Genomic DNA, 23,673 nt, shown 5'->3' with positions numbered 1-23,673 from the left:
CCGCCCCAAAGGGACGGTTTTTAGATTCGCACAATTCTTTCGAATTAACGACCTTGGATATCGCGTTGAGTTTCGCCAGTGTAAAGCTGACGAGGACGACCGATTTTGTAAGGTGCGCTGTGCATTTCTAACCAGTGGCTGATCCAACCAACAGTACGTGCAAGAGCGAAGATTACTGTAAACATTTCTGTTGGGATACCAATCGCTTTAAGGATGATACCTGAGTAGAAGTCTACGTTAGGGTATAGGTTACGTTTGATGAAGTATTCGTCAGAAAGCGCAATACGTTCAAGTTCCATAGCCAAAGCAAGTTGTGGATCGTTGATACCAAGTGCAGTTAACACTTCGTCACAAGTCTCTTTCATTACTTTCGCACGTGGATCGAAGTTTTTGTAAACTCGGTGACCGAAGCCCATAAGTTTAACTTCTTTAGTTTTCACTTTTTCCATGAACGGAGCAACGTTTTCTACAGTGCCGATTTCATCAAGCATCTTAAGAACAGCTTCGTTCGCGCCGCCATGAGCAGGTCCCCATAGAGCCGCGATACCCGCAGCGATACATGCGTATGGGTTAGCGCCAGTAGAACCAGCAAGACGTACTGTAGAAGTAGACGCGTTTTGTTCGTGGTCAGCATGAAGCGTGAAGATACGGTCCATTGCTTTAGCAAGAATAGGGTCAACTTTGTAATCACGGTCTGCAGGAGTAGCAAACATCATGTACAAGAAGTTTTCTGCGTAGCTTAAGTCGTTACGTGGGTAAACGAATGGTTGGCCTACTGTGTATTTGTAAGTCCAAGCAGCTAAAGTAGGAACTTTAGCGATTAAGCGAATAGCAGTGATTTCGCGGTGGTCAATGTTTTCAACATCGAAACCGTTGTGATAGAACGCAGAAAGCGCACCAACAACACCACACATGATCGCCATAGGGTGAGCGTCACGACGGAAACCATTGAAGAAACGGCCAACTTGATCGTGAACCATAGTGTGGTTACGAACTTTAGCATCGAATTCTTGTTTTTGTTCAGCAGTAGGAAGCTCGCCGTTCAAAAGAAGGTAGCAAGTTTCTAAGTAGTCTGCTTTAGTAGCAAGCTGGTCGATTGGGTAGCCACGGTGTAGAAGAACACCTTTACCGCCGTCAATGAAAGTGATTTTAGATTCACAAGCAGCCGTTGAGACAAAACCAGGATCAAAAGTAAAGTGACCTGCGGCCAACACATCTTTAACGTCAATTACATCTGGGCCTAGAGTGCCACTGTAAATTGGTAAGTCAATTTCTTTGCCATCAAGCTGTAAAACGGCTTTTTTGCCAGTTGCTTCAGACATTCAATAGATCTCCTGTCCTGGTGAATGTTTTATCTGACTCAGTACTAATCTTTTAATGCGAGAATCAGACAGATCAAAAATTTGCTCTAAGATTAGAGGGAACTGAAATTTTGTCAATTATACTTATGGATATAAATTGAGGATCATTCCTTGGAATGAAGCACAATTCATCCGCTTAAAAAATGAGTAAAATCACAGTGCCGACGCAGTATAATAAGTCAAATTGCAGGGGAGGTGCAGATTAAAAAAAGCCTATTGCCTTAATTGTAAGCAATTTTTAATTCTTAAAAACTCTGAAACAAATATGAATTACAAGACCGCTATTTCATTAAATTATTATAATTTTCGTAACTTACACACATCTGTGGCTCTAAATTGCTGTTTTCTTATTCATAATTAAAACGACTTAATCGCCCTTAAAAAAAAGTTCGTTTGGTTAAAAAATAGTTAATTAAACGCCTTTAAAAGCTTAATAAATGATCATTTTTGTCATTTGAAAGGTAAAAAATGGCGTTTTATTAAACAGATTTGCTGTTGCTGAGATTTTTATGCACAGACTAAGTTCTTATTTCGTTTCATGATCTTTGAGTTTTATCATTTGAGAAAATGATGCACATTTATTTTTATGATTATGGCTTGGCGAATGTGTTGGAAGATTTTAAAATGTAGTGGGAAAAGAAAGATTTAGATTTGTTCATCTTTAGTCTAAAAGTTTAAATCGCTATATACACACAAAAACAATAAGTGAAACTTACATTTAACTGATTAAAACCAACAAGATAGTCTGATTTTCTTAGATAAATAAGGTATTTGTTTTTAGAAAAGTTATTGTTAATGATTCTTATTTAAGGATATTTTGCAAAATTCCTAATTGTCTTCGTTTGTGTTTTGAAAGTTCACGTTTTATAATTCCCTGTCGTTTATAAGATCAGACAGCTGCAGAGTTTATTATATTGTAATGTCTGACTATGCTAGCTTTCCTACGAATTAATTCCAACAAACTCCGGATGGAGTTTTTACTTACAGGATGCCCGCTGTGAAAAGCAACAGACCTGTCAATTTGTCCATGGGTCAAGTTTTAGACGTAAACTTAAAATCCCCTGTGGCTATTGCATCAATTTTACACCGTCTATCAGGTGTTATCGTATTTTTACTCGTACCGGTCCTTCTTTGGATTTTAGACAAATCTCTATCTTCACCTGAAGGTTTTGCGCAAGTTCAAGCTGTGTTTGATAGCTTTATTGTGCGTTTTGTCGTATGGGTATTTGTAGCCGGCTTAATTTATCACCTTATCGGTGGTATCAAGCATCTATTTGCAGATCTTGGCGTTGCTGAAGAACTTCAAAGTGGTCGTATCGCAGCTACTATTTCATTGATCTTGTCTGCAATCGGTATTGTTGCAGCATTTGTATGGATTGTTCTCTAATGAAAAGTGCTACAGGTTTAACAGGATCAGGTTCACGCGATTGGTTTATCCAACGTGTAAGTGCCGTTGTATTGGCTGTTTATACTATTGTTGTACTGGGCTGGATCCTTTGCAATAGCGGATTCACTTTTGAGCAATGGTATGGCTTTATGATGACAACACCAATGAAGATTTTATCTTTATTGTCTGTCTTATCTCTTGTTGCGCATGCTTGGATTGGTATGTGGCAAGTATTCACTGACTATGTGACTACTCGTCAAATGGGTCCTTCAGCAAACGGTCTGCGTTTAGTGCTGACTTCTGCAGTGATTGTTGCAGTATTTGCATACGCGATCTGGGCGATCCAGATTTTTTGGGCAAATTGATAGGAAGATATCATGGGCGCTATAACCCCTAAAGAAGATTACACAAATATTCCACACCAAACTTTCGATGCAGTCATCGTTGGTGGTGGTGGTTCAGGTATGCGTGCTTCTTACCAACTTGCTCAAGCTGGTTTGAAAGTTGCTGTACTGACTAAAGTATTCCCAACTCGTTCGCACACTGTTGCAGCGCAGGGTGGTATTGGTGCATCTCTTGGTAACATGCAAGAAGATAACTGGCACTACCACTTCTACGACACAGTTAAAGGTTCTGACTGGTTAGGTGACCAAGACGCAATTGAGTTCATGACTCGTGAAGCGCCTCAAGTTGTATATGAACTTGAACACTTAGGCATGCCATTTGACCGTAACGCTGACGGTACAATTTACCAACGTCCGTTTGGTGGTCATGCTGCGAACTATGGTGAAAAGCCAGTTCCACGTGCATGTGCTGCTGCCGACCGTACAGGTCACGCACTTCTTCACACGCTTTATCAAAGCAACGTGAAAATGGGTACTCAATTCTTCGTAGAATGGATCGCACTTGATTTGATCCGTAACGAAGCAGGCGATGTACTTGGTGTGACAGCAATTGACCAAGAAACGGGTAAAATTGCAGTATTCCAAGGTAAAGCTACATTGTTTGCTACTGGTGGTGCTGGTCGAGTTTACCGTGCATCTACTAACGCTTATATCAACACTGGTGACGGTCTTGGTATGGCAGCTCGTGCAGGTATTCCATTACAAGATATGGAATTCTGGCAATTCCACCCAACAGGTGTTGCGGGCGCAGGCGTATTGTTGACAGAAGGTTGTCGTGGTGAAGGTGCGATCCTTCGTAACGATGCTGGTGAGCCGTTCATGGAACGTTATGCTCCGACACTTAAAGACTTGGCACCTCGTGACTTCGTATCACGCTCTATGGACCAAGAAATTAAAGAAGGTCGTGGCTGTGGTCCTAAGAAAGACTACATCTTGCTTGATATGACGCATCTTGGTGCTGAAACAATCATGAAACGTCTTCCATCTGTATTCGAGATTGGTAAGAAATTCGCGAACGTTGACATCACTAAAGAGCCAATTCCTGTAGTACCTACAATCCATTACCAAATGGGTGGTATTCCTACAAACATTCATGGTCAAGTGGTTGTTCCTGTTTCTCGTGAAACTGAAGCTTTGGTTGCGAACTACAACAAAGAAACTGATGTGTACTCACACAACGCGGGCGACCGTGATTTCACTAAACCAGTGAAAGGTTTTTATGCAATCGGTGAATGTTCATGTGTATCTGTACATGGTGCAAACCGTCTAGGTACAAACTCATTGCTTGACTTGGTTGTATTTGGTAAAGCTGCTGGTGAACATATTGTTGACTACGTAACTAAACACCATGGTGATGAATACGCTCCATTACCTACAACTGTTCTTGAAAACACTTTGAATCGTGTTCGTCATCTTGATGAATCTACTTCTGGTGAAAATGCTCAAGAAGTTGCTGATGCAATCCGTGACATCGTTCAAGACCATGCTGGTGTATTCCGTACATCTGCACTTCTTGAAGAAGGTGTGAAACAGATTCTTGCGATCGAACCACGTGTACGCAACATTCACTTGAAAGACAAATCTAAAGTATTTAACACAGCACGTGTTGAAGCTCTAGAAGTTGAAAACTTGTATGAAGTTGCAAAAGCGACATTAATTTCTGCAGCTGCACGTAAAGAATGTCGTGGTGCGCATACAGTGGTAGATTTCGAATTACCACCTGATCATGCTGACTACCCATACGGCCGTCGTGATGATGAGTGGATGAAACACACTTTATGGTTCTCTGTAGATAACCGTCTTGAGTACAAACCAGTACGTTACAAGCCTTTATCTGTAGATGCTATTCCACCTAAACCACGTACATTCTAATTGGGAGAAGTAAGATGAGTAGAGGTACTCGTACATTTAATATCTACCGCTACGATCCTGATAAGGATGCAGCTCCGTACATGCAAACTTTTAAACTAGAGTTGACTGACAAGCACCGTATGTTGCTTGATGCGCTTCTAGCATTAAAAGTACAAGACGAATCATTAACATTCCGTCGTTCATGTCGTGAAGGTATTTGTGGTTCTGATGGTGTAAACATCAATGGTAAAAATGGTTTAGCGTGTCTTTGGAACCTAAACGACTTACCAGAAGTGATTACAATTCGTCCACTTCCAGGTCTTCCAGTTATTAAAGACTTGGTTGTAGATATGAATCAGTTCTACGATCAGTACAACAAAATCCATCCGTTCCTAATCAACAATCAGCCTGCGCCTCCTAAAGAGCGTTTGCAGTCTCCTGAAGAGCGTGAACATTTAGATGGTTTGTACGAATGTATTCTTTGTGCATGTTGTTCAACTTCATGTCCATCATTCTGGTGGAACCCAGACAAGTTCTTGGGTCCTTCAGCATTGTTGAACGCATATCGCTTCATCATTGACTCTCGTGATACAGCAACTCAAGAGCGTTTGGCTCGTCTTGACGACCCATTCTCATTGTTCCGTTGTAAAGGTATCATGAACTGTGTATCTGTATGTCCTAAGGGTCTTAACCCAACTAAAGCAATCGGTCACATCCGTAATATGCTTTTAGATCTTGGTTAATAGATTTAGCAGTAAAAAAAAGCGCACCATTGGGTGCGCTTTTTTTGTCATATATAAAAATGATGATAGTGAAAGTTATTCGCTGTCATTGCAGAGTGCTATAAATGGATTTCATAGAAACGTAGTGAATTAAAAGTATAAAGTGATAGATAAATGGTTATTTATTGATGAAACGCTCGTTCAAGTCTGTCAAAAGGATTAGAAGATGTTATTATGTAACGTAGTAAAAAGAGAGAGGATAGGAATGTCAGCTCTCTTTTGTTTTTGTATATGAGGTGAGGTAAAAATCGAACGTAGACTTTTGTCTTAATTGAAAGATCATTTTATATGTAGCACCATATCATAGATGAAAATACAAACAGTGTATTTCGCTAATTTATGAGAGGTATGTGTCAAAAAAATCAATTGAAAATGCTCGAACGTGTTAGCATTTAAAGTATCACTATATGTAAAAAATGACTTTGAATTGGGTACATTTTTTCTACAATTTAAGCGCTGTAGACGGTATATAAATGTTAATAAAGTCGCTTTAGAAAAGATAATTGCGAAAAATTTATTTTTTCTAAGATGATTTGCAAAAATTGCCCGATTTATGTCGGGTATTTCTCAATGAGTAATGATGCCGCTGAGGGCGTTATTGTTCATTAATCACATTGGGTAATCCTAATGTAGTGATAACGCCTCAAGGCTTAAGCCTAATGGGGACTAATGTCATATTACCAATTTGACATTACTAATCATGGGTTCGCTTAAAAAGCATCCTGAAATGTTTTGCAATAGGAAATGGGTCCACAAATGCAAGAAGTTGCTGACGCACTGCGTCTTGACACTGAACTTAGCGCTGACAGTGCAGCGTATATTGAAGAACTTTATGAGCAGTATCTAACGGCTCCAGACTCAGTAGAGGCTGATTGGCGTGAATACTTCGATAAATTCCCGAAAGGTGATCAACCACACAGCAATGTACGTGAGCAATTCCTATTATTAGGCCGTAATTCAAGCCGTGTTCAGCCAGTAGTGCAAAGTGCAGTAAGTTCTGAGCATGAACGCCGTCAAATCGGTGTATTACAGTTGATCGCTGCATACCGTAACCGTGGTCATCAAAACGCAAAATTAGATCCACTTGGTCTTGCAAAACGTGAAATCGTGCCTGATCTAGATCTTGCTGCGCACGGTCTAACTCAGTCTGACTTAGATACTGTATTTAATACAGGTAACCTTGCAATCGGTAAGTCTGAAGCAACACTTGGTGAAATGGTTCAAGCAATGGAAGCAACTTATACTGCTTCGATTGGTGTTGAATACATGCACATTGTTGATACAAAAGAAAAACGTTGGATTCAACAACGCCTTGAAGGTACTCGTGGTCAATTTGGCTACACTGCAGACCAGAAAAAACATATCCTTGAACGTCTAACTGCAGCTGAAGGCCTAGAAAAATACCTTGGTAACAAATTCGTTGGTGCGAAACGTTTCGGTGTTGAAGGTGGTGAATCTTTCATTCCTATGGTGAATGAACTTATTCAACGCGCAGGTTCAGTAGGCTGTAAAGAAGTGGTTATCGGTATGCCTCACCGTGGCCGTTTGAACCTGCTTGTAAACATCATGGGTAAAAACCCAGCTGATCTATTTGGTGAGTTTGAAGGTAAATCTCTGCATAAAAAAGGCTCTGGTGACGTTAAATACCACCAAGGTTTCTCTTCAAACGTCATGACTCCGGGTGGCGAAGTTCATTTGGCATTAGCGTTTAACCCATCACACTTAGAAATCGTTGGACCTGTAGTAGAAGGTTCTGTACGCGCACGTCAAGTACGTCGTAAAGATATCGGTGGTGATGATGTATTACCAATCATCGTTCACGGTGATGCTGCATTTGCAGGTCAAGGTGTAAACCAAGAAACCTTCCAAATGTCACAAACTCGCGGTTATACCGTGGGTGGTACAGTTCATATCGTTGTAAACAACCAAGTTGGTTTCACAACGTCTGACCCACGTGATGCGCGTTCTACAGAATACTGTACTGACATCGCGAAAATGATCCAAGCACCTATCTTCCATGTGAACGGTGATGATCCTGAATCTGTATTATTTGTTTCTCAATTGGCACACGATTTCCGTCATACATTCCGTAAAGACGTTGTAATCGATATGTTCTGCTACCGTCGTCGTGGTCATAACGAAGCCGACGAGCCAGCTGCAACTCAGCCAATGATGTATCAAATCATCAATAAAAAAGCGACTACACGTACGCTTTATGCTGACAAGCTTGTACAAGAAGGTGTTATTGATCGCGCTTCTGCTGATGCAATGGTTGAACAGTATCGTTCTGACCTTGAAGCAGGTAAACACGTTGCAAATGCGTTGGTACTTGAGCCAAACACAAAAATGTTTGTGGACTGGAAACCTTACCTAGGCCACGAATACACAGATAAATGGGACACCACTTTCCCAATCGAACGTCTAAAAGAGCTTGGTGCGAAAATGCGCGAGCTTCCAGAAGGCTTCGTGATGCAACGTCAGGTTGCTAAAGTGATTGATGACCGTCTGAAAATGCAGACTGGTGAAATGCCATTGAACTGGGGTGCTGCTGAAACATTAGCTTACGCGTCTCTTCTAGATGAAGGTTTCCTTGTTCGTTTAACAGGTGAAGACGTTGGTCGTGGTACATTCTCACACCGTCATGCAAAACTTCATAACCAAGTAGATGGTTCAACTTACATTCCATTATGTAACTTGAAAGAAAACCAACCACGTACAGCTATTTATGACTCATTATTGTCAGAAATGGCGGTTCTTGCATTCGAATACGGTTATGCAACGACTCTTCCAAAGAGCCTTGTCATTTGGGAAGCGCAATTTGGTGACTTCGCAAACTGTGCACAGGTTGTAATCGATCAGTTCATCGCGTCTGGCGAAACGAAGTGGGAACGTGTATGCGGTCTGACTATGCTTCTTCCACATGGCTTTGAAGGTCAAGGTCCTGAGCATTCATCAGCTCGTTTAGAGCGTTTCTTACAGCTATGTGCTGAAGAAAACATGCAAGTGATCACACCGACTACACCAGCGCAGATTTACCATGCGATGCGTCGTCAAGCACTTCGTCCAATCCGTAAACCAATGATCGTGACTTCACCGAAGTCTCTTCTTCGTCACAAACTTGCAACCTCTACATTAGAAGAACTTGCAAATGGTTCATTCCAAACTGTGATTGATGAAATCGACAACATCAACAAATCAGACGTAACTCGTCTAGTGCTTTGTGGTGGTAAGGTTTACTACGACTTACTTGAAAAACGTCGTGAAAAAGAATTGAACAACACAGCAATCGTTCGTATTGAACAATTGTATCCGTACCCAGAAGCACGTCTTGCTGAAGTTCTTGCACAATATCCAAACGTTAAAGAATTGGTTTGGGCTCAAGAAGAACCGAAGAACCAAGGTGCATGGTTATTCATCGCTCCGCGTCTGTATGACGACGTGATGAAAGCGGGCAAACAAGTTCGTATTAGTTATGCAGGTCGTGAAGCTTCTGCTGCACCGGCTTGTGGTTCACCATATTTGCACGCAAAACAACAAGCTCAGCTCGTAAATGATGCTTTAGCTATCGTAGCTGAATAACAGGAGATTCTTAATAATGGCAACCGAAATTAAAGCACCGGTATTCCCAGAGTCAGTTGCTGACGGTACAGTTGCAACTTGGCACAAACAACCAGGTGAAGCAGTATCACGTGACGAAGTGATTTGTGATATTGAAACAGATAAAGTTGTTTTAGAAGTTGTAGCTCCTGCTGACGGTACGATTTCTGCAATCGTTAAAAACGAAGGCGATACAGTTTTATCGAACGAAGTGATTGCGACTTTTGAAGAAGGTGTTGCTTCTGGCGCTGCTCAAACTCAAGCTGTTCAATCAGAAGAGAAAGTAGAACAAGCTGCTGCGCAAACTCAAGCGGGCGCTGCTCCTGTTGTTGAACGTGCTCAACCTGTTGCTGATCAAGCTCCTGCAGTGCGTAAAGCATTGACTGAGTCTGGCATTGCTGCTGCTGACGTTGCTGGCACTGGCCGTGGCGGTCGCATCACTAAAGAAGATGTTGCAAACCATCAAGCTAAACCAGCTGCTCCTGCTGCTGCGCCATTAAGCGTTGCTGTTGGTGAACGTATCGAAAAACGTGTTCCTATGACTCGTCTTCGTAAGCGTGTTGCTGAACGTCTACTTGCTGCAACTCAAGAAACTGCAATGTTGACTACGTTCAACGAAGTAAACATGAAACCAATCATGGAAATGCGTGCACAATACAAAGACGCATTTGAAAAACGTCATGGTGCACGTTTAGGCTTTATGTCTTTCTTCGTGAAAGCTGCAACTGAAGCATTGAAACGCTACCCAGCTGTAAACGCTTCGATTGATGGCAATGACATCGTTTACCACGGTTTCTACGACATCGGTGTTGCTGTATCAAGCGACCGTGGTCTAGTGGTTCCAGTTCTTCGTGATACTGACCGCATGAACTATGCTGAAGTTGAAAATGGTATCCGTGCATACGCTGGTAAAGCGCGTGATGGTAAATTGGGTATTGAAGATATGACTGGCGGTACATTCACTATTACTAATGGTGGTACTTTCGGTTCTTTGCTTTCTACACCTATCTTAAATACGCCACAAACTGCGATTTTGGGTATGCATAAAATCCAAGAACGTCCTATGGCTGTAAATGGTCAAGTTGAAATCTTGCCAATGATGTACTTAGCGCTTTCTTATGACCACCGTCTAATCGATGGTAAAGAAGCAGTAGGCTTCCTTGTAACAATCAAAGAATTGTTAGAAGAACCAGCTAAGCTAATCCTTGATCTTTAATACTTCAGAATAATGCAATGGGCTTAGAGCGATCCTCTAAGCCCATTTTTGGAGATACACATGTCTCAATTTGATTTAGTTGTTATTGGTGGCGGTCCTGGTGGTTATGAGGCTGCTATCCGCGCTGCTCAATTAGGCTTTAAAGTAGCTTGTATTGAAAAACGTATTCATAAAGGTAAACCATCTTTAGGTGGTACTTGCTTAAACGTGGGTTGTATCCCATCTAAAGCATTACTTGATTCATCTCACCGCTATGAAGATACCGTTCATCACTTAGATGACCACGGTATTACAACTGGTGAAGTGAAATTTGATCTTGCAAAACTGCTTGATCGTAAAGACAAAATTGTTAACCAATTGACGATGGGTATTGATGGCCTACTTAAAGGCAATGGTATCGAATGGTTAAAAGGTACAGGTAAATTACTTGCAGGTAAGAAAGTTGAGTTTGTATCTCACGAAGGTGAAACTCAAATTTTAGAACCTAAATATGTAATCCTTGCATCGGGTTCTGTACCGGTAAATATTCCTGTTGCTCCTGTAGACCAAGACATTATTGTTGACTCTACTGGTGCGCTTGAGTTCCCAGAAGTGCCTAAACGTCTTGGCGTAATTGGCGCGGGTGTCATTGGTCTAGAGCTTGGTTCTGTTTGGCGTCGTCTAGGTGCTGAAGTTGTTGTATTTGAAGCAATGGATGCATTCTTACCAATGGCTGATAAAGCTTTGGCAAAAGACTACCAAAAAGTATTGACTAAACAAGGTCTTGATATCCGTGTTGGCGCTAAAGTTGCTGGTACAGAAGTAAATGACCGTGAAGTTACTGTTAAGTATACGCAAGGTGGCGAAGACAAAACTCAAACTTTCGATAAATTGATCGTTTGTGTTGGCCGTAAAGCATATGCAGAAGGTTTATTGGCTGAAGATTCAGGCATTAAACTCACTGAACGCGGTCTAGTTGAAGTAAACGATTGGTGTGCAACTTCGGTTGAAGGCGTATACGCAATTGGTGACTTGGTACGTGGTCCAATGCTTGCACATAAAGCAATGGAAGAAGGCGTAATGGCTGTTGAACGTATGCACGGTCACGCTGCTCAAGTGAACTACGACACAATCATCTCTGTAATCTACACACACCCAGAAGCGGCGTGGGTTGGTTTAACAGAAGAGCAAGCGAAAGAAAAAGGCCATGAAGTGAAGACTGGTCAATTTGGCTTTGCTGCGAATGGTCGTGCAATGGCTGCTGGTGAAAACGCAGGCTTTGTTAAGTTTGTTGCTGATGCAAAAACGGATCGTCTACTTGGTATGCATGTCATTGGACCTGCAGCGTCTGATATCGTACACCAAGGTATGATTGCACTTGAGTTTGTATCAAGTGTTGAAGACCTTCAGTTAATGACTTTCGGTCACCCGACATTCTCTGAAGTCGTTCACGAAGCTGCGCTTGCAGTCGATGGACGTGCGATTCACGCGATTCAACGTAAACGTAAATAAGATGTAAAAAGAGCGGCTTAGGCCGCTCTTTTTTGTTTCTGATGGTTGTTTTAATTTGAATAATCATCTAAAAATAAAGATAAGAAATATTTTAAGATTTAAAAAAGGTTAAAGCTGCTTTGACGGATGTCTGGGCTTTAATGGGTCATAACAAAGCGAAAAAAGAGTAAAAGGTTGTTCAATGAATCTACACGAATATCAAGCTAAAGCGTTATTAAAAAAATATGGTATGCCAGTCCAAGAAGGCGTATTTGTAACAACCGCAGAAGAAGCAGTCAAAGCTTTTGAGCAACTGGGTGGTAAGTTTGCAGTTTTAAAAGCCCAAGTCCATGCAGGTGGTCGTGGTAAAGCGGGCGGCGTGAAAGTGGTAAAATCTGCGCAAGAAGCCACTGATTATGTGAACCAAATGGTCGGTTCACGCTTAGTTACTTATCAAACAGATGCATTAGGTCAGCCAGTCAGTGGTATTTTGGTGTCTGAAGATGTCTATCCTGTAGAGCGTGAATTGTACCTAGGTGCTGTAGTTGACCGTTCTAGCCGTCGTGTGACCTTTATGGCATCGACTGAAGGCGGTGTTGAAATTGAGAAAGTTGCAGAAGAAACGCCTGAAAAAATTATTAAAGTTGAAGTAGATCCTCTAGTTGGATTGTTACCATTCCAAGCACGTGAAGTGGCGTTTGCTTTAAACCTAAAAGATGGTCAAGTGAATCAATTTGTCAAAATCATGTCTGCGGCTTATCAAGCATTCATTGAAAATGATTTTGCTTTATTTGAAATTAACCCGTTATCCGTACGTGAAAATGGCGAGATTTTATGTGTAGATGCAAAAATTGGTATCGACTCGAATGCCTTGTATCGTTTACCTGAAATTGCAGCGCTACGCGATAAATCGCAAGAAAATGAGCGTGAGCTGAAAGCATCAGAATTTGATCTGAACTATGTGGCACTTGAGGGTAACATTGGCTGTATGGTGAATGGCGCGGGTCTTGCCATGGCAACCATGGACATCATTAAACTCTATGGTGGTCAACCTGCAAACTTCCTAGATGTAGGCGGTGGCGCGACCAAAGAACGCGTAATTGAAGCCTTTAAAATCATTTTGGCCGATAGTTCTGTACAAGGTGTATTAATCAACATTTTTGGTGGGATTGTACGTTGTGACATGATTGCTGAAGCAATTATTGCAGCGGTTCAAGAAGTAAATGTGACTGTACCTGTGGTTGTTCGTCTAGAAGGGAACAATGCAGAGTTGGGTGCAAAATTACTTGATGAATCAGGTTTGAAATTGATTTCTGCAAATGGCTTGGCTGATGCTGCAGAAAAAATCGTTGCTGCGGTAAAAGGCTAAGGGAGTAGAGATCATGAGCGTATTAGTTAATAAAGACACCAAAGTATTGGTACAAGGTTTTACCGGTAAAAACGGCACATTCCATTCTGAACAGTCAATTGCTTACGGCACAAAAGTGGTCGGTGGGGTGACTCCGGGTAAAGGCGGCACACAACATTTGAATCTGCCCGTATTCAATACCATGAAAGAAGCGGTGCGTGAAACAGGTGCAACGGCAACCTCGATTTATGTACCTGCACCATTTGTCCTAGATTCAATTATTGAATCGATTGATTCAGGTGTTGAGCTGATCGTAGTGATTACGGAAGGCGTGCCTACACTCGATATGTTGAAAGCTAAACGTTACCTAGAAACCTATGGTAATAATGCACGTCTAATTGGTCCGAACTGTCCAGGGATTATTACTCCGGGTGAATGTAAGATCGGTATTATGCCGGGGCATATTCATCAGCCGGGTAAAATCGGCATTATCTCGCGATCAGGGACTCTGACCTATGAAGCTGTAGCGCAAACCACCAAGCTGGGTCTAGGTCAGTCGACGTGTATCGGTATTGGGGGAGATCCAATTCCGGGCATGAACCAAATTGATTGCTTAAAGCTGTTCCAAGACGACCCGCAAACTGAAGCGATCATCATGATTGGTGAGATTGGTGGTACAGCAGAAGAAGAAGCGGCTGAATATATCCAGTCGAATGTAACTAAGCCTGTTGTCGGTTATATCGCGGGTGTGACTGCACCTAAAGGTAAACGTATGGGACATGCAGGCGCGATCATTTCGGGCGGTAAAGGTACAGCAGAAGAGAAATTTGCTGCTTTTGAAAAAGCCGGTATGGCCTATACCCGTAGTCCTGCTGAATTAGGTTCGACCATGTACGAAGTGCTGAAAGGCAAAGGTTTGGTTTAATCGCCATACTTAAACATCAAAAGAGAATCTTCGGATTCTCTTTTTTTTTTACGCAAAAAAAAGCGTATTTCAGCCGCTATGCAAAAGCCATAAGGGCATGGCTATGTGTTCTGCTTTGGGGTGCAGTGACGCTGCATAAACGGATGGAATATTGGTTGTTCAATAACTATGAAATGTAAAGAACACATAATAATCCGAATATGTGATGATTGCGGGGATGGTCATAGGTTTATGATTTTTAAAAATAATTTCGTATAGCGTGCAGTATATTGATTTTAGGGAAAATAACTAATTTAATTGAGATTTTTAATGGATCTTTATCATCAAAGAGCTTTTTTACTTGGATGAAGCCTAATATTTTCAATAGAAATTATTTTATTTGTAATTTTCTCAAGCCTTATACAAAGGATGGTAGATCAGGAATATGAGAAGGGGGAGCTTTAAAATTGGTGAAATTTGCTATCTCAGTGATGAAATTTTTTTAAGAAAATCTACATGAGCATATACATCTATAGTCAGCTATTATTTTTTAGTTGATGGTTTGAAGTGCAAAAACCTTGTTAGGCCCTATTTTCAATTTAATAAGCAATTTCCAAGTTTTATAAAAACAATAGATAGAACAAAATGTTATCGAGCTGAATATATAGAAGTAAATATCTTATTCTGTAAGATGAGAAGGATATATCAATTAATTGATTTTAAATATTTTGTTTCATAATTTTATGCTGTTTGCTCTATAGCTTCTAAATGAGTATTTTTATGAAATACGCCATTTGTTCATTGATTTAACATCAGGCTGTGATGCGAAATATAAATGTCAGAAACCATTAAAAGCGCTCTGATAAGACAGAAAATGTTGTTCATTTCTTTGGGAGATTGTATGCCCATAAGTACAAGTATCTAAGCCATAAAAAAAAGCAGTGCGGACACTGCTTTTTTAATTCATTTAGAATGTGTTGCTCAAGCAATCACTTCTGAATAAAGAGATTTGATGGAGCCCTATCTCAATCAAAAACTTAGTTTTTGCTGGTTTTTAAGCTCTGAGTTAAACCGTTAATATCGCCACCTTGGATACCAAGCTCACTCATCAAGCTATCAATCAGTGGGGCCTGGCTGCGGTAGCGTAGGGCACTATTCACCACTTGGTCTGACAAGGCAACATTGCCGCTGCCTTCGTGGTGAGCATCACCTTGGCAAGAACCTGCATGACCACCATTTAGGCCATTCACTTGCAAAATCTTAATGTCATCAATGTTTTCCATTGGTTTCACACTTTCGCGAATGATTTCAGGTAAGTATTTCAGCATCGCTAAACGAATTTGCATTTCAACCTGTTCAGATGACAATACGTTGTTTGCTTCGTTCACTGCACGTGTACCTTCAGCATCAACTTGGTATTGTTTTTCCATCGCTTGAGCCAAGAGAACTTTTGCGTCAGCTTCACCTTTGGCTTTTAAGCGAACTTTTTCAGCTTCGGCTTCAGCTGCAATACGGATAGCTTCTGCATCATCTGCTGCTGCTTGTTTACCCGCTTCAGCCGCGACAGTAATGGCAATCGCATCTTTCTCTGCTTTTTCTTTCGCAGAAACCAATTCAACAGCTTTTTGACGTTCAGCTTGTTGGATTTGACGCACGGTAATTACTTCTTCTTCGGCTTTTACCGCTTGAGCACGGGCTTGATCGGCATGCGCTTTAGCTTCAGATTCAGCACGAGATTTTTCAGCAATGGCAATAGCACGGTCTTGCTCAGCGAGTTCAATGGTTTTCTTTTGTTCCACTTGGGCTTGCTGAATAATTTGTGACTTTTGAATATTTTGATTTTCAACGTCACGTGCAGCAGTAATACGCTTTAAGTCAACTTCACGTTCAGCAGCAATACGCGCTTCTTCGGCTTCACGTTTTTTCGAAGCTTCTTGTGATGCAATTTCTGCAAGCTGTTCTGCACGACGAACTGAAATTTCACGTTCTTGTTGCAGTTTTGCATATTCTTCTTCACGCAAAATTTGTAGACGTGCTTGTTCTGCTTCTAAGTTCTTGGTCTTGATTGCAAGATCTGCATCTTGCTCAATCGCATTACGTTTACGACGACGGTCTTCAATGGTTTCTGTCAGTTTAGTTAAACCTTCAGCATCGAACGCATTTTGTGGGTTGAAGTATTTAAAGCCTGTTTGGTCTAAGCCAGTTAATGAAACGGTTTCAAGTTCCAAACCATTTTTATGTAAATCTTCAGACACCACTTGCTGAACTTTTTGAACGAAGTCGACACGTTTTTCATGCAATTCTTCCATCGCCATTTCTGCGGCAACTGCACGTAGAGAGTCAACGAATTTACCTTCGACCAAATTTTTAAGCTCATTTGGTGACATGGTCTTTTGACCTAACGTTTGTGCTGCTGTAGCAATCGAATCTGCGGTTGGTTTCACACGGACATAGAACTCCGCCATCACGTCGACACGCATACGGTCACGTGTAATCAGCGCTTGGTCATCTGCACGGCGAACTTCAAGACGTAGGGTGTTCATATTGACAGGGATAATTTCATGCAGCACCGGAAGCACAATAGCACCGCCACCTAAAATCACTTTTTCACCGCCGAAGCCTGTACGCACAAATGAAATTTCTTTACTTGAGCGACGATAAAGTCGAGCAATAATAAAACCAATAAAAATAAGTGCGGCAAAAATTATCCCGACTGAAACAAGGATACCGCTTGGAATAATGTCTAACATGGACGTTTATCTCTTTTGTTGTAGTTCAAGTTAACCCTCTAAAGTGCTAACAAGTTTGGTTTAAAAATCAGTATTTTGTTGACTCATCATGACTTCGAGATTTGCTGAACGTATGACGCGTTAAATGTATTTATATGGTGTTAAAAGAACTGATCGAGCATCAATTCATTCAAAATTTAGAGCATGGTGGCTTGAAAGCCTACATTTGTTTTTTGGGTTAAAACCACTGATTGACCTTGGCTGAAAATTTCATCTTGTTCAGGTTCAACCAAAATATAATGGGTCAATCCGTGTTGATCTTTGACTTTGGCTTGAGCAGGAGACTGTGGTCGTGCATCACCCAAAATGATCGTGGCCGTTCTACCGATCAATTCATCACTATAAATGGCGGTTGTTTCATCTTGCGGTAAAATACGGGCAATGAGCATTGCGCTAAAACGTACGAAGGGCATGCACAGAAAAATACAGGCTGGTGCAATAATCCATGCACTGAACATCATACTGGTCATTTGGTTAACGATGGCTTGAATAGCAAAGCCCAACAAACTATAGACACATAAGAAAATGATGAGCCATACAAACAGTGGAATACGACCCAAATACAACCAATCGAGCACACGTGTCACGATACCTGCATCGGCATCTACACCTAGCTCTGCATTATGACCAACATCCTCAGGTAGGAATTGATCTAAGAAGCCTTGAGAACCCCCCCCTAAAATTGTTAACACAATCTCAAAAAGTCCAAACAAGAACATTAAGCAGAGACTGATGCTAAACACGATATTAGACGGGTGAGTAAACAATTCCCACATTATATTTATCTCTATATTTATGCTTATAAAAAATCAAAAAAAATAATTCTGGCTGAATTTTTTTCAGTAAATAAAATAACATTATCTGTCGAAATTGTGTAAAAAAATTACAGATCAGATTAACAAAAAGTCGGCTTTTATGTGAGCTATTACTAAGTTTTTCTTCAAAAATAGTTTATCAGTTAATTTGGATGAACTAAATCCAAAGAGGATGGCGCATCTACGTTTATACATTTAAGATTTAAGTCATTGTGATCAATCAAATTTTCAGTCTAATTGCAGATATATAAGTGGTCGTGCTCAAGGGAGAGAAATGGCCTGTTAAACGGCACAGAAAACAATGTTAGGAAATGTAAATTTATAAGCGTCACAGCAGTGCTGAGGGCTTTGCCGTGACTTTCGATGTCATATGAAGATTTGAACTGGCGTTCAATAGAGCGCTTTTTAGTAAGCTTTAACCCTTTTTATAACAATGAAGTTTGAATGCGTACTTTCATATCTAAAGCCGCTTGAACAATAAATTTTTTCATCCACTTCACTTGTTCGCCCATCGGATTGGTTTTAATCGCAGTGTCTAAAAAGCCCATGCTTTCAAGTTGAAACAGTTGCTTTTCGATCTCTTCCTCTAACTGGGTGCTATTGGCTGCGAGCGGGAAATGGATTAAGTGAAATGCTTTGGGAAAATTATAAAAAGCATAGAGCAGATTAAATGCACGTTGATCGGCCTTTAAATTGCCAGCGCCAATTTCGTAGCCGCGATCTTGGTTACTGTGAGTCACCCCAATCAAAAATTCGAGTTTATTGTCCAAAAGTCGTAGGCCGAACTGAAGGCCAATTTGGTCAGCACTCAGCTCATGTTGGATAAAGTTATTCAGCGGGCTGCCGTCATCATTTAAGGCTTCTTGGAGCACAAGCATGTGTGAAGAATGCTGATAAATATAGCCAGCAAGACCTGCTGCTTCAATCAGCGACTTTAAGGTTTCAAGCGTATAGTGACTATATGGCATATCAATAACTATTGGAGAGTGATATAGCTACTTTAGGTACTTTGAGCGAGTTTGAATACCGATTGTTTAGAGGATTTAGCGATTAGTTAATTGATAAAAAATTGCGTAAACTTAGGGATCTCGGACTAGAATAATAATGAAATTGATAAGTCTATCGTATTAAATTAATTAAAATTGATAAGCAGTATCAGACAATTTGTATATGACGAATAAGAATATCAATATCACAAAACAAGCAATCGTTATGAAAGCTTAATCACTATAATGTATATATATCTTTAAAAGTGTAATAAGTACACATATTCTAAGCTGGTGTTGTCCATGTCATTAAATGAGGAAAGACTTACTCATCTTAAACAGCTTGAAGCTGAGAGTATTCATATCATCCGTGAAGTTGCTGCTGAGTTCGAAAACCCAGTCATGCTGTATTCAATCGGTAAAGATTCAGCGGTCATGCTGCATCTTGCTTTAAAAGCATTCTATCCTGCCAAACTTCCATTCCCACTACTGCATGTAGACACGGGTTGGAAATTTAAAGACATGATTACTTTCCGTGACAACATGGCAAAAGAGCATGGCTTTGATTTGATCGTGCATCAAAACAAAGAAGGTAAAGACGCAGGCGTGAATCCGTTCGATTACGGTAGCTCAAAATATACTGACATTATGAAAACTCAAGGCTTAAAACAAGCACTTGATAAATATCAGTTTGATGCGGCTTTCGGTGGTGCGCGCCGTGACGAAGAGAAATCTCGTGCCAAAGAGCGTGTTTACTCATTCCGTGATACTAAACACCGTTGGGACCCTAAAAACCAACGTCCTGAACTTTGGAATCTTTACAATGGTAAAGTGAACAAAGGCGAAAGTATTCGTGTGTTCCCATTGTCTAACTGGACTGAGTTGGATATTTGGCAATACATCTACCTCGAAAATATTAAATTGGTTCCTTTGTACTTGGCTGCTGAACGTCCAGTGGTTGAGCGTAACGGTACTCTGATCATGGTTGATGATGAGCGTATGCGTTTGAACGAAGGTGAAGTGCCACAAATGAAATCGGTGCGTTTCCGTACTTTAGGTTGTTACCCACTTACAGGTGCTGTTGAATCAACTGCAACAACTTTACCGGAAATTATCCAAGAGATGCTTTTAGCCACCACCTCTGAACGTCAAGGCCGTATGATCGACCATGATGAAGCAGGTTCGATGGAAAAGAAAAAGCAGGAAGGTTACTTCTAAGAATCTCATAATCTCCCCCTAACCCCCTCTTTACTAAAGAGGGGGAACTCCCGAGAAATAACGGAGCAAAGTCTCCCTTTCTTAAAGGGAGATTTAGAGGGATTAAAAAGATTCAGAAACCGATTTCAAAAGAATATGTGGAGCTTTGAGCAATGTCTCATCAATCAGATTTAATTAGCCAAGACATCTTGGCGTATTTAAAACAACACGAAAATAAAGACCTTCTACGTTTCCTCACTTGCGGTAACGTTGATGACGGTAAATCGACTTTAATCGGCCGTTTGCTTTACGATTCAAAATTGATTTATGAAGATCAATTGCAAGCCGTGACTCGTGACTCTAAAAAAGTCGGTACTACGGGTGATGCGCCTGACTTGGCTTTACTTGTAGATGGTCTGCAAGCGGAACGTGAGCAGGGTATTACCATTGACGTGGCTTACCGTTATTTCTCTACTGAAAAACGTAAGTTCATCATTGCTGACACCCCGGGGCATGAGCAGTACACACGTAACATGGCAACTGGTGCGTCGACTGCCGATTTAGCGATCATCTTGATTGATGCGCGTTATGGCGTTCAAACCCAGACTCGTCGTCACTCATTTATTGCGAGTCTTTTGGGTATTCGTAATATCGTGGTTGCAGTGAACAAAATGGACTTGGTTGAATTCTCTGAAGCGCGCTTCAATGAAATTCAAGCAGAGTACAATGAGTTCGTAAACCAATTGGGCGACCGTAAACCTGCGAACATTATCTTCACGCCTATTTCTGCGTTGAATGGTGATAACGTTGTAAACAAATCGCCAAATACACCGTGGTACCAAGGTCAGACTTTAATGGAGACTTTGGAAACTGTTGAAATTTCGCATGATACGAGCAAGCACGAATTCCGTTTCCCAGTTCAATATGTCAACCGTCCGAACCTCGATTTCCGTGGCTTCTGCGGTACGATTGCACTTGGTGAAGTGAAAGTTGGCGATACCATTACTGCATTACCATCTGGTAAGTCTTCGACTGTTAAAGAAATCGTGACTTTTGACGGTAACTTAGACCATGCTGTTGCAGGTCAAGCGGTAACACTTACGCTAAATGATGAAATTGATATTTCACGTGGTAACGTTTTAGTTAAAGCAGGCGAACAGCCATTAATTTCACGTTCTGCACGTGCCTCTGTGGTATGGATGACAGATGCGCCTTTAGTGGTTGGTAAACTGTATAACGTGAAGTTTGGTACACAAACCATTCCTGCGAAAGTTGCGAAAATCAACTACCGTACCAATGTAAACACATTGGAAAAAACGGAAGTTGAACAGCTTGAACTGAATGCGATTGCAGATGTAACGATTGAGTTTGATGCGCCAGTGGTATTTGACCGTTACCAAGACAGTCGTTACACAGGTTCATTCATCTTTATTGACCGTTTAAGCAACGTGACCGTTGGTGCGGGTATGGTTGAGTCTGCGGTTGAATGGACTGCGCACAACGAACCTGTAACTGCTGAAGCGCGTGCTGCACGTTTAGGTCAAAAACCTGCTGCGGTAACTGTGACTGCAAAAGCACTTAAAAATGCGCAAGCGATTGAAAGCTTGTTGATTCAGCAAGGTGTGGTTGCGATTGCGAAAGCAGGTTTAACTGTAGAGCAAGTTGCACTAGTTCGTGAAACTGGTGTGGTTGTGATTACAGATACAGCTGAAGGTACTGATGTGACTTATACAGTCGAGACTGCTGAAGAAGTTGCTGAGAAAATTGTTGAGTTGGTTCGTCTGTAATAGATTGAATTTATTTAAAAAAGACCCGCCGAAAGGCGGGTTTTTTTAGTTTTTATGAATTCTATCACCTAAATAGTATAGGCCTAATGCAGTTAAAAGAACTAATTGACATAAACAGAATAATAAAATAAATAGACAAGCCCCATAGATAATTGCATAAATTATAGGGTTGACAGTGATGAAGTTTAAACTATAAAAATACTTAAAAATTATAGCTACTAAAAAAGCACTAAGACTGATGAATGATAAATATGAAAATAATCTAGAAAGAAACATACGTCGTGTTAGTGGCATTTCTTTTTTAGCATAAGGATTTGTTTCAATAATTGTTTCTGTTGGGGGATTGCCTGACATTGGGCGATCCATTGTCTCACTGTTAAGAGTTGAAATTGCGGCTAAACCTGCAATATAAAATCCAGGTATAGTTTGTAGAAAACCAATAAGAAGGCCAATAAATTCATTCTTAAATATATTAGGTTCTACTTTTTTTATAGTGTCATATGTAAAAAAATCTACAAAGCTAAGAATTATACTTAAGATAAGTGATACACATATTGGAATTAATATATCAAACTGTTTTTTTGATATACGGCCTTGAACTTCCCATTTTATATCTAGGTAATTCAGAGGTTTAAAGACTAAACTAAGCATTTATATACCTCCGCTATGTATCATAATTTACTTTGAATTTTATCACACAAGGGGCGGTTTAGAGTAATGTGGGCGGTCATAGCTTGTCGTAAAGAGTCTGGTAATTTATCTTTTTTTACTAAAACAAAAACATCGTCATCAGGATTGTATTCAGCTAAACGAGGATCACCTTTTGCGTCCTCAAATTTAATTTTGAAAAGTGTACCTTGAAGGTTGCTGTGTTGGCCAATTAAATTTCTAAAAAAACCTTTAACTGCATTTTCCTTTTGTTGATCATTTTGAATGTTACTTGGAAGTGTTATAGCAGAAACTTTTAGATTAACTCGTACTAAGTTTTGGGTAAAAATTCCTTGATTATCCCATTGTTGAGCAACTTGAGGTTGTTGAGAAAATTCCACATTTTTAACTTTGCCATTTATAAATGCGTCAACAATCTCATCACTTAATACAGATTCATATAAGAAATTGATTTTAAAACCAAGTGGTTTCGGTAAACCAATTTTATCGCCTCTTTCAAACCTATCTGTTGGATGTTCACCAATAAAATAATTCTTGCTAGTGGGATTTTCCAAACGAGCATGTCTTGCTAAGTAATTTAAAGTATTCATCAAAATACGTATAGAAACGCCACGTATATGTTCAATGCCGACATCTGCTAAAAATGGTGCTGTGGGATTTACTTTTAGAACAACGTGAACGCGTTGATCTGCCGCTTCGTTATTATGTCGAGCAAGTAGCCGAGTTTGATTGGTTGCTAAATCTCTTGCACATTGTGGATCAGCATCTTTATCGGCAACTACAAATACCAAACGTATAACGTTTTGTGAACGATCAACGTCAATAACTCCAAGAAGCCCACAAAACCGTTCGCTGGAAAATGGATATTGAAAATTCTCATAGTTCCATGCTTTTAAATTTTCAAAAAAGTCTAATAAATTGAAAGCAACATTGGGTTTTAATCCTGTGGGTGATAATGGTAAGACTTGAGCATTTAATTTATGGAATGTCACGAGTAAATTGTTAGACATATTTATATATTTGTATGATGAATTACAAAAATTATATCATCAATCAATGGGTTAGTATTAAAAAAAGAAAAAACTATAATTTTCATTAAATGTGCATTAA

The 23,673-nt window shown here is 40.4% G+C and carries 17 protein-coding genes; 11 read left to right on the top strand and 6 right to left on the bottom strand.

From position 1 onward, the window contains the following. Nucleotides 1-44: 44 nt before the first annotated feature. Nucleotides 45-1,322: a citrate synthase gene (gene gltA, locus FTU77_RS11300; protein WP_078189909.1), complete on the bottom strand. Its 1,278-nt coding sequence runs from the start codon at nucleotides 1,320-1,322 to the stop codon at nucleotides 45-47. A 1,027-nt stretch (nucleotides 1,323-2,349) separates the two neighbouring features. Here gltA and sdhC point away from each other — a divergent pair. From sdhC to sucD, 9 genes are all read left to right on the top strand, one after another. Continuing rightward, nucleotides 2,350-2,748, top strand: coding sequence for a succinate dehydrogenase, cytochrome b556 subunit (gene sdhC / locus FTU77_RS11295; RefSeq protein WP_078192993.1), 399 nt, complete (start codon nucleotides 2,350-2,352; stop codon nucleotides 2,746-2,748). Then, nucleotides 2,748-3,113 carry a succinate dehydrogenase, hydrophobic membrane anchor protein gene (gene sdhD / locus FTU77_RS11290; protein WP_078189907.1) on the top strand — a complete coding sequence of 122 codons (366 nt, stop codon included), beginning with the start codon at nucleotides 2,748-2,750 and terminating at the stop codon, nucleotides 3,111-3,113. The genes sdhC and sdhD overlap by 1 nt, the downstream gene beginning before the upstream one ends. Nucleotides 3,114-3,125: 12 nt before the next feature. Then, nucleotides 3,126-5,024 (top strand): FAD-binding protein, encoded by a 1,899-nt coding sequence (locus FTU77_RS11285; protein WP_078189906.1) that lies wholly within the window; start codon nucleotides 3,126-3,128, stop codon nucleotides 5,022-5,024. Between the two features lie 14 nt (nucleotides 5,025-5,038). Further along, a complete protein-coding gene (locus FTU77_RS11280; RefSeq protein WP_078189905.1) occupies nucleotides 5,039-5,746 on the top strand; it encodes a succinate dehydrogenase iron-sulfur subunit in 708 nt (235 codons plus the stop codon). A gap of 795 nt (nucleotides 5,747-6,541) precedes the next feature. After that, nucleotides 6,542-9,364 (top strand): 2-oxoglutarate dehydrogenase E1 component, encoded by a 2,823-nt coding sequence (locus FTU77_RS11275; RefSeq protein ID WP_078193297.1) that lies wholly within the window; start codon nucleotides 6,542-6,544, stop codon nucleotides 9,362-9,364. 16 nt (nucleotides 9,365-9,380) lie between these two features. Then, nucleotides 9,381-10,598, top strand: a complete 1,218-nt coding sequence (gene odhB, locus FTU77_RS11270) for a 2-oxoglutarate dehydrogenase complex dihydrolipoyllysine-residue succinyltransferase (RefSeq protein WP_180011019.1) — start codon at nucleotides 9,381-9,383, stop codon at nucleotides 10,596-10,598. A 60-nt stretch (nucleotides 10,599-10,658) separates the two neighbouring features. Then, nucleotides 10,659-12,089 (top strand): dihydrolipoyl dehydrogenase, encoded by a 1,431-nt coding sequence (lpdA, locus tag FTU77_RS11265; RefSeq protein WP_180055810.1) that lies wholly within the window; start codon nucleotides 10,659-10,661, stop codon nucleotides 12,087-12,089. A 181-nt stretch (nucleotides 12,090-12,270) separates the two neighbouring features. Further along, nucleotides 12,271-13,437: an ADP-forming succinate--CoA ligase subunit beta gene (gene sucC, locus FTU77_RS11260; protein WP_168379216.1), complete on the top strand. Its 1,167-nt coding sequence runs from the start codon at nucleotides 12,271-12,273 to the stop codon at nucleotides 13,435-13,437. Nucleotides 13,438-13,450: 13 nt separating this feature from the next. Next, nucleotides 13,451-14,341 (top strand): succinate--CoA ligase subunit alpha, encoded by an 891-nt coding sequence (sucD, locus tag FTU77_RS11255; RefSeq protein WP_168379215.1) that lies wholly within the window; start codon nucleotides 13,451-13,453, stop codon nucleotides 14,339-14,341. Nucleotides 14,342-15,357: 1,016 nt separating this feature from the next. On the opposite strand, the gene FTU77_RS11250 is transcribed toward sucD, so the two are convergent. The 3 genes from FTU77_RS11250 to FTU77_RS11240 all read right to left on the bottom strand — a co-directional run bounded on the left by FTU77_RS11250 (nucleotide 15,358) and on the right by FTU77_RS11240 (nucleotide 18,892). Then, nucleotides 15,358-17,070 carry a flotillin family protein gene (locus tag FTU77_RS11250; protein WP_180011015.1) on the bottom strand — a complete coding sequence of 571 codons (1,713 nt, stop codon included), beginning with the start codon at nucleotides 17,068-17,070 and terminating at the stop codon, nucleotides 15,358-15,360. Nucleotides 17,071-17,246: 176 nt separating this feature from the next. Beyond that, nucleotides 17,247-17,885 carry a YqiJ family protein gene (locus tag FTU77_RS11245; protein WP_180007473.1) on the bottom strand — a complete coding sequence of 213 codons (639 nt, stop codon included), beginning with the start codon at nucleotides 17,883-17,885 and terminating at the stop codon, nucleotides 17,247-17,249. Between the two features lie 464 nt (nucleotides 17,886-18,349). Further along, complete coding sequence (locus FTU77_RS11240; RefSeq protein ID WP_180003924.1) at nucleotides 18,350-18,892, bottom strand: hypothetical protein; 543 nt, start codon at nucleotides 18,890-18,892, stop codon at nucleotides 18,350-18,352. Nucleotides 18,893-19,213: 321 nt separating this feature from the next. Between FTU77_RS11240 and cysD the strand changes: the two genes are divergently transcribed. Both cysD and cysN read left to right on the top strand, forming a co-directional pair. After that, nucleotides 19,214-20,128 carry a sulfate adenylyltransferase subunit CysD gene (gene cysD, locus FTU77_RS11235; protein ID WP_078189893.1) on the top strand — a complete coding sequence of 305 codons (915 nt, stop codon included), beginning with the start codon at nucleotides 19,214-19,216 and terminating at the stop codon, nucleotides 20,126-20,128. 152 nt (nucleotides 20,129-20,280) lie between these two features. Beyond that, complete coding sequence (gene cysN / locus FTU77_RS11230; RefSeq protein WP_180055809.1) at nucleotides 20,281-21,894, top strand: sulfate adenylyltransferase subunit CysN; 1,614 nt, start codon at nucleotides 20,281-20,283, stop codon at nucleotides 21,892-21,894. A gap of 45 nt (nucleotides 21,895-21,939) precedes the next feature. Here cysN and FTU77_RS11225 read toward each other — a convergent pair whose 3' ends face one another. Both FTU77_RS11225 and FTU77_RS11220 read right to left on the bottom strand, forming a co-directional pair. Further along, entirely contained in the window at nucleotides 21,940-22,545 is a 606-nt protein-coding gene (locus FTU77_RS11225) for a hypothetical protein (RefSeq protein WP_180055808.1), read from the bottom strand. Between the two features lie 20 nt (nucleotides 22,546-22,565). Beyond that, on the bottom strand, nucleotides 22,566-23,573 hold the full coding sequence (locus tag FTU77_RS11220; protein WP_180055807.1) for a hypothetical protein: 1,008 nt from the start codon (nucleotides 23,571-23,573) through the stop codon (nucleotides 22,566-22,568). Nucleotides 23,574-23,673 lie beyond the last annotated feature (100 nt).

This window comes from Acinetobacter sp. YH12142 (genome assembly GCF_013418435.1).
In the GTDB taxonomy this organism is placed as follows: Bacteria; Pseudomonadota; Gammaproteobacteria; order Pseudomonadales; family Moraxellaceae; genus Acinetobacter; species Acinetobacter amyesii.
The sequence above is the reverse complement of the archived record's forward strand: the minus strand, read 5'-3'. Positions and strand labels throughout refer to the sequence as shown.

Coding starts and splice junctions, on each gene's coding strand:
- gltA (WP_078189909.1), bottom strand. CDS start 1,322: ATGTCTGAAGCAACTGGCAAAAAAGCCGTTTTACAGCTTGATGGCAAA.
- sdhC (WP_078192993.1), top strand. CDS start 2,350: ATGCCCGCTGTGAAAAGCAACAGACCTGTCAATTTGTCCATGGGTCAA.
- sdhD (WP_078189907.1), top strand. CDS start 2,748: ATGAAAAGTGCTACAGGTTTAACAGGATCAGGTTCACGCGATTGGTTT.
- FTU77_RS11285 (WP_078189906.1), top strand. CDS start 3,126: ATGGGCGCTATAACCCCTAAAGAAGATTACACAAATATTCCACACCAA.
- FTU77_RS11280 (WP_078189905.1), top strand. CDS start 5,039: ATGAGTAGAGGTACTCGTACATTTAATATCTACCGCTACGATCCTGAT.
- FTU77_RS11275 (WP_078193297.1), top strand. CDS start 6,542: ATGCAAGAAGTTGCTGACGCACTGCGTCTTGACACTGAACTTAGCGCT.
- odhB (WP_180011019.1), top strand. CDS start 9,381: ATGGCAACCGAAATTAAAGCACCGGTATTCCCAGAGTCAGTTGCTGAC.
- lpdA (WP_180055810.1), top strand. CDS start 10,659: ATGTCTCAATTTGATTTAGTTGTTATTGGTGGCGGTCCTGGTGGTTAT.
- sucC (WP_168379216.1), top strand. CDS start 12,271: ATGAATCTACACGAATATCAAGCTAAAGCGTTATTAAAAAAATATGGT.
- sucD (WP_168379215.1), top strand. CDS start 13,451: ATGAGCGTATTAGTTAATAAAGACACCAAAGTATTGGTACAAGGTTTT.
- FTU77_RS11250 (WP_180011015.1), bottom strand. CDS start 17,070: ATGTTAGACATTATTCCAAGCGGTATCCTTGTTTCAGTCGGGATAATT.
- FTU77_RS11245 (WP_180007473.1), bottom strand. CDS start 17,885: ATGTGGGAATTGTTTACTCACCCGTCTAATATCGTGTTTAGCATCAGT.
- FTU77_RS11240 (WP_180003924.1), bottom strand. CDS start 18,892: ATGCCATATAGTCACTATACGCTTGAAACCTTAAAGTCGCTGATTGAA.
- cysD (WP_078189893.1), top strand. CDS start 19,214: ATGTCATTAAATGAGGAAAGACTTACTCATCTTAAACAGCTTGAAGCT.
- cysN (WP_180055809.1), top strand. CDS start 20,281: ATGTCTCATCAATCAGATTTAATTAGCCAAGACATCTTGGCGTATTTA.
- FTU77_RS11225 (WP_180055808.1), bottom strand. CDS start 22,545: ATGCTTAGTTTAGTCTTTAAACCTCTGAATTACCTAGATATAAAATGG.
- FTU77_RS11220 (WP_180055807.1), bottom strand. CDS start 23,573: ATGTCTAACAATTTACTCGTGACATTCCATAAATTAAATGCTCAAGTC.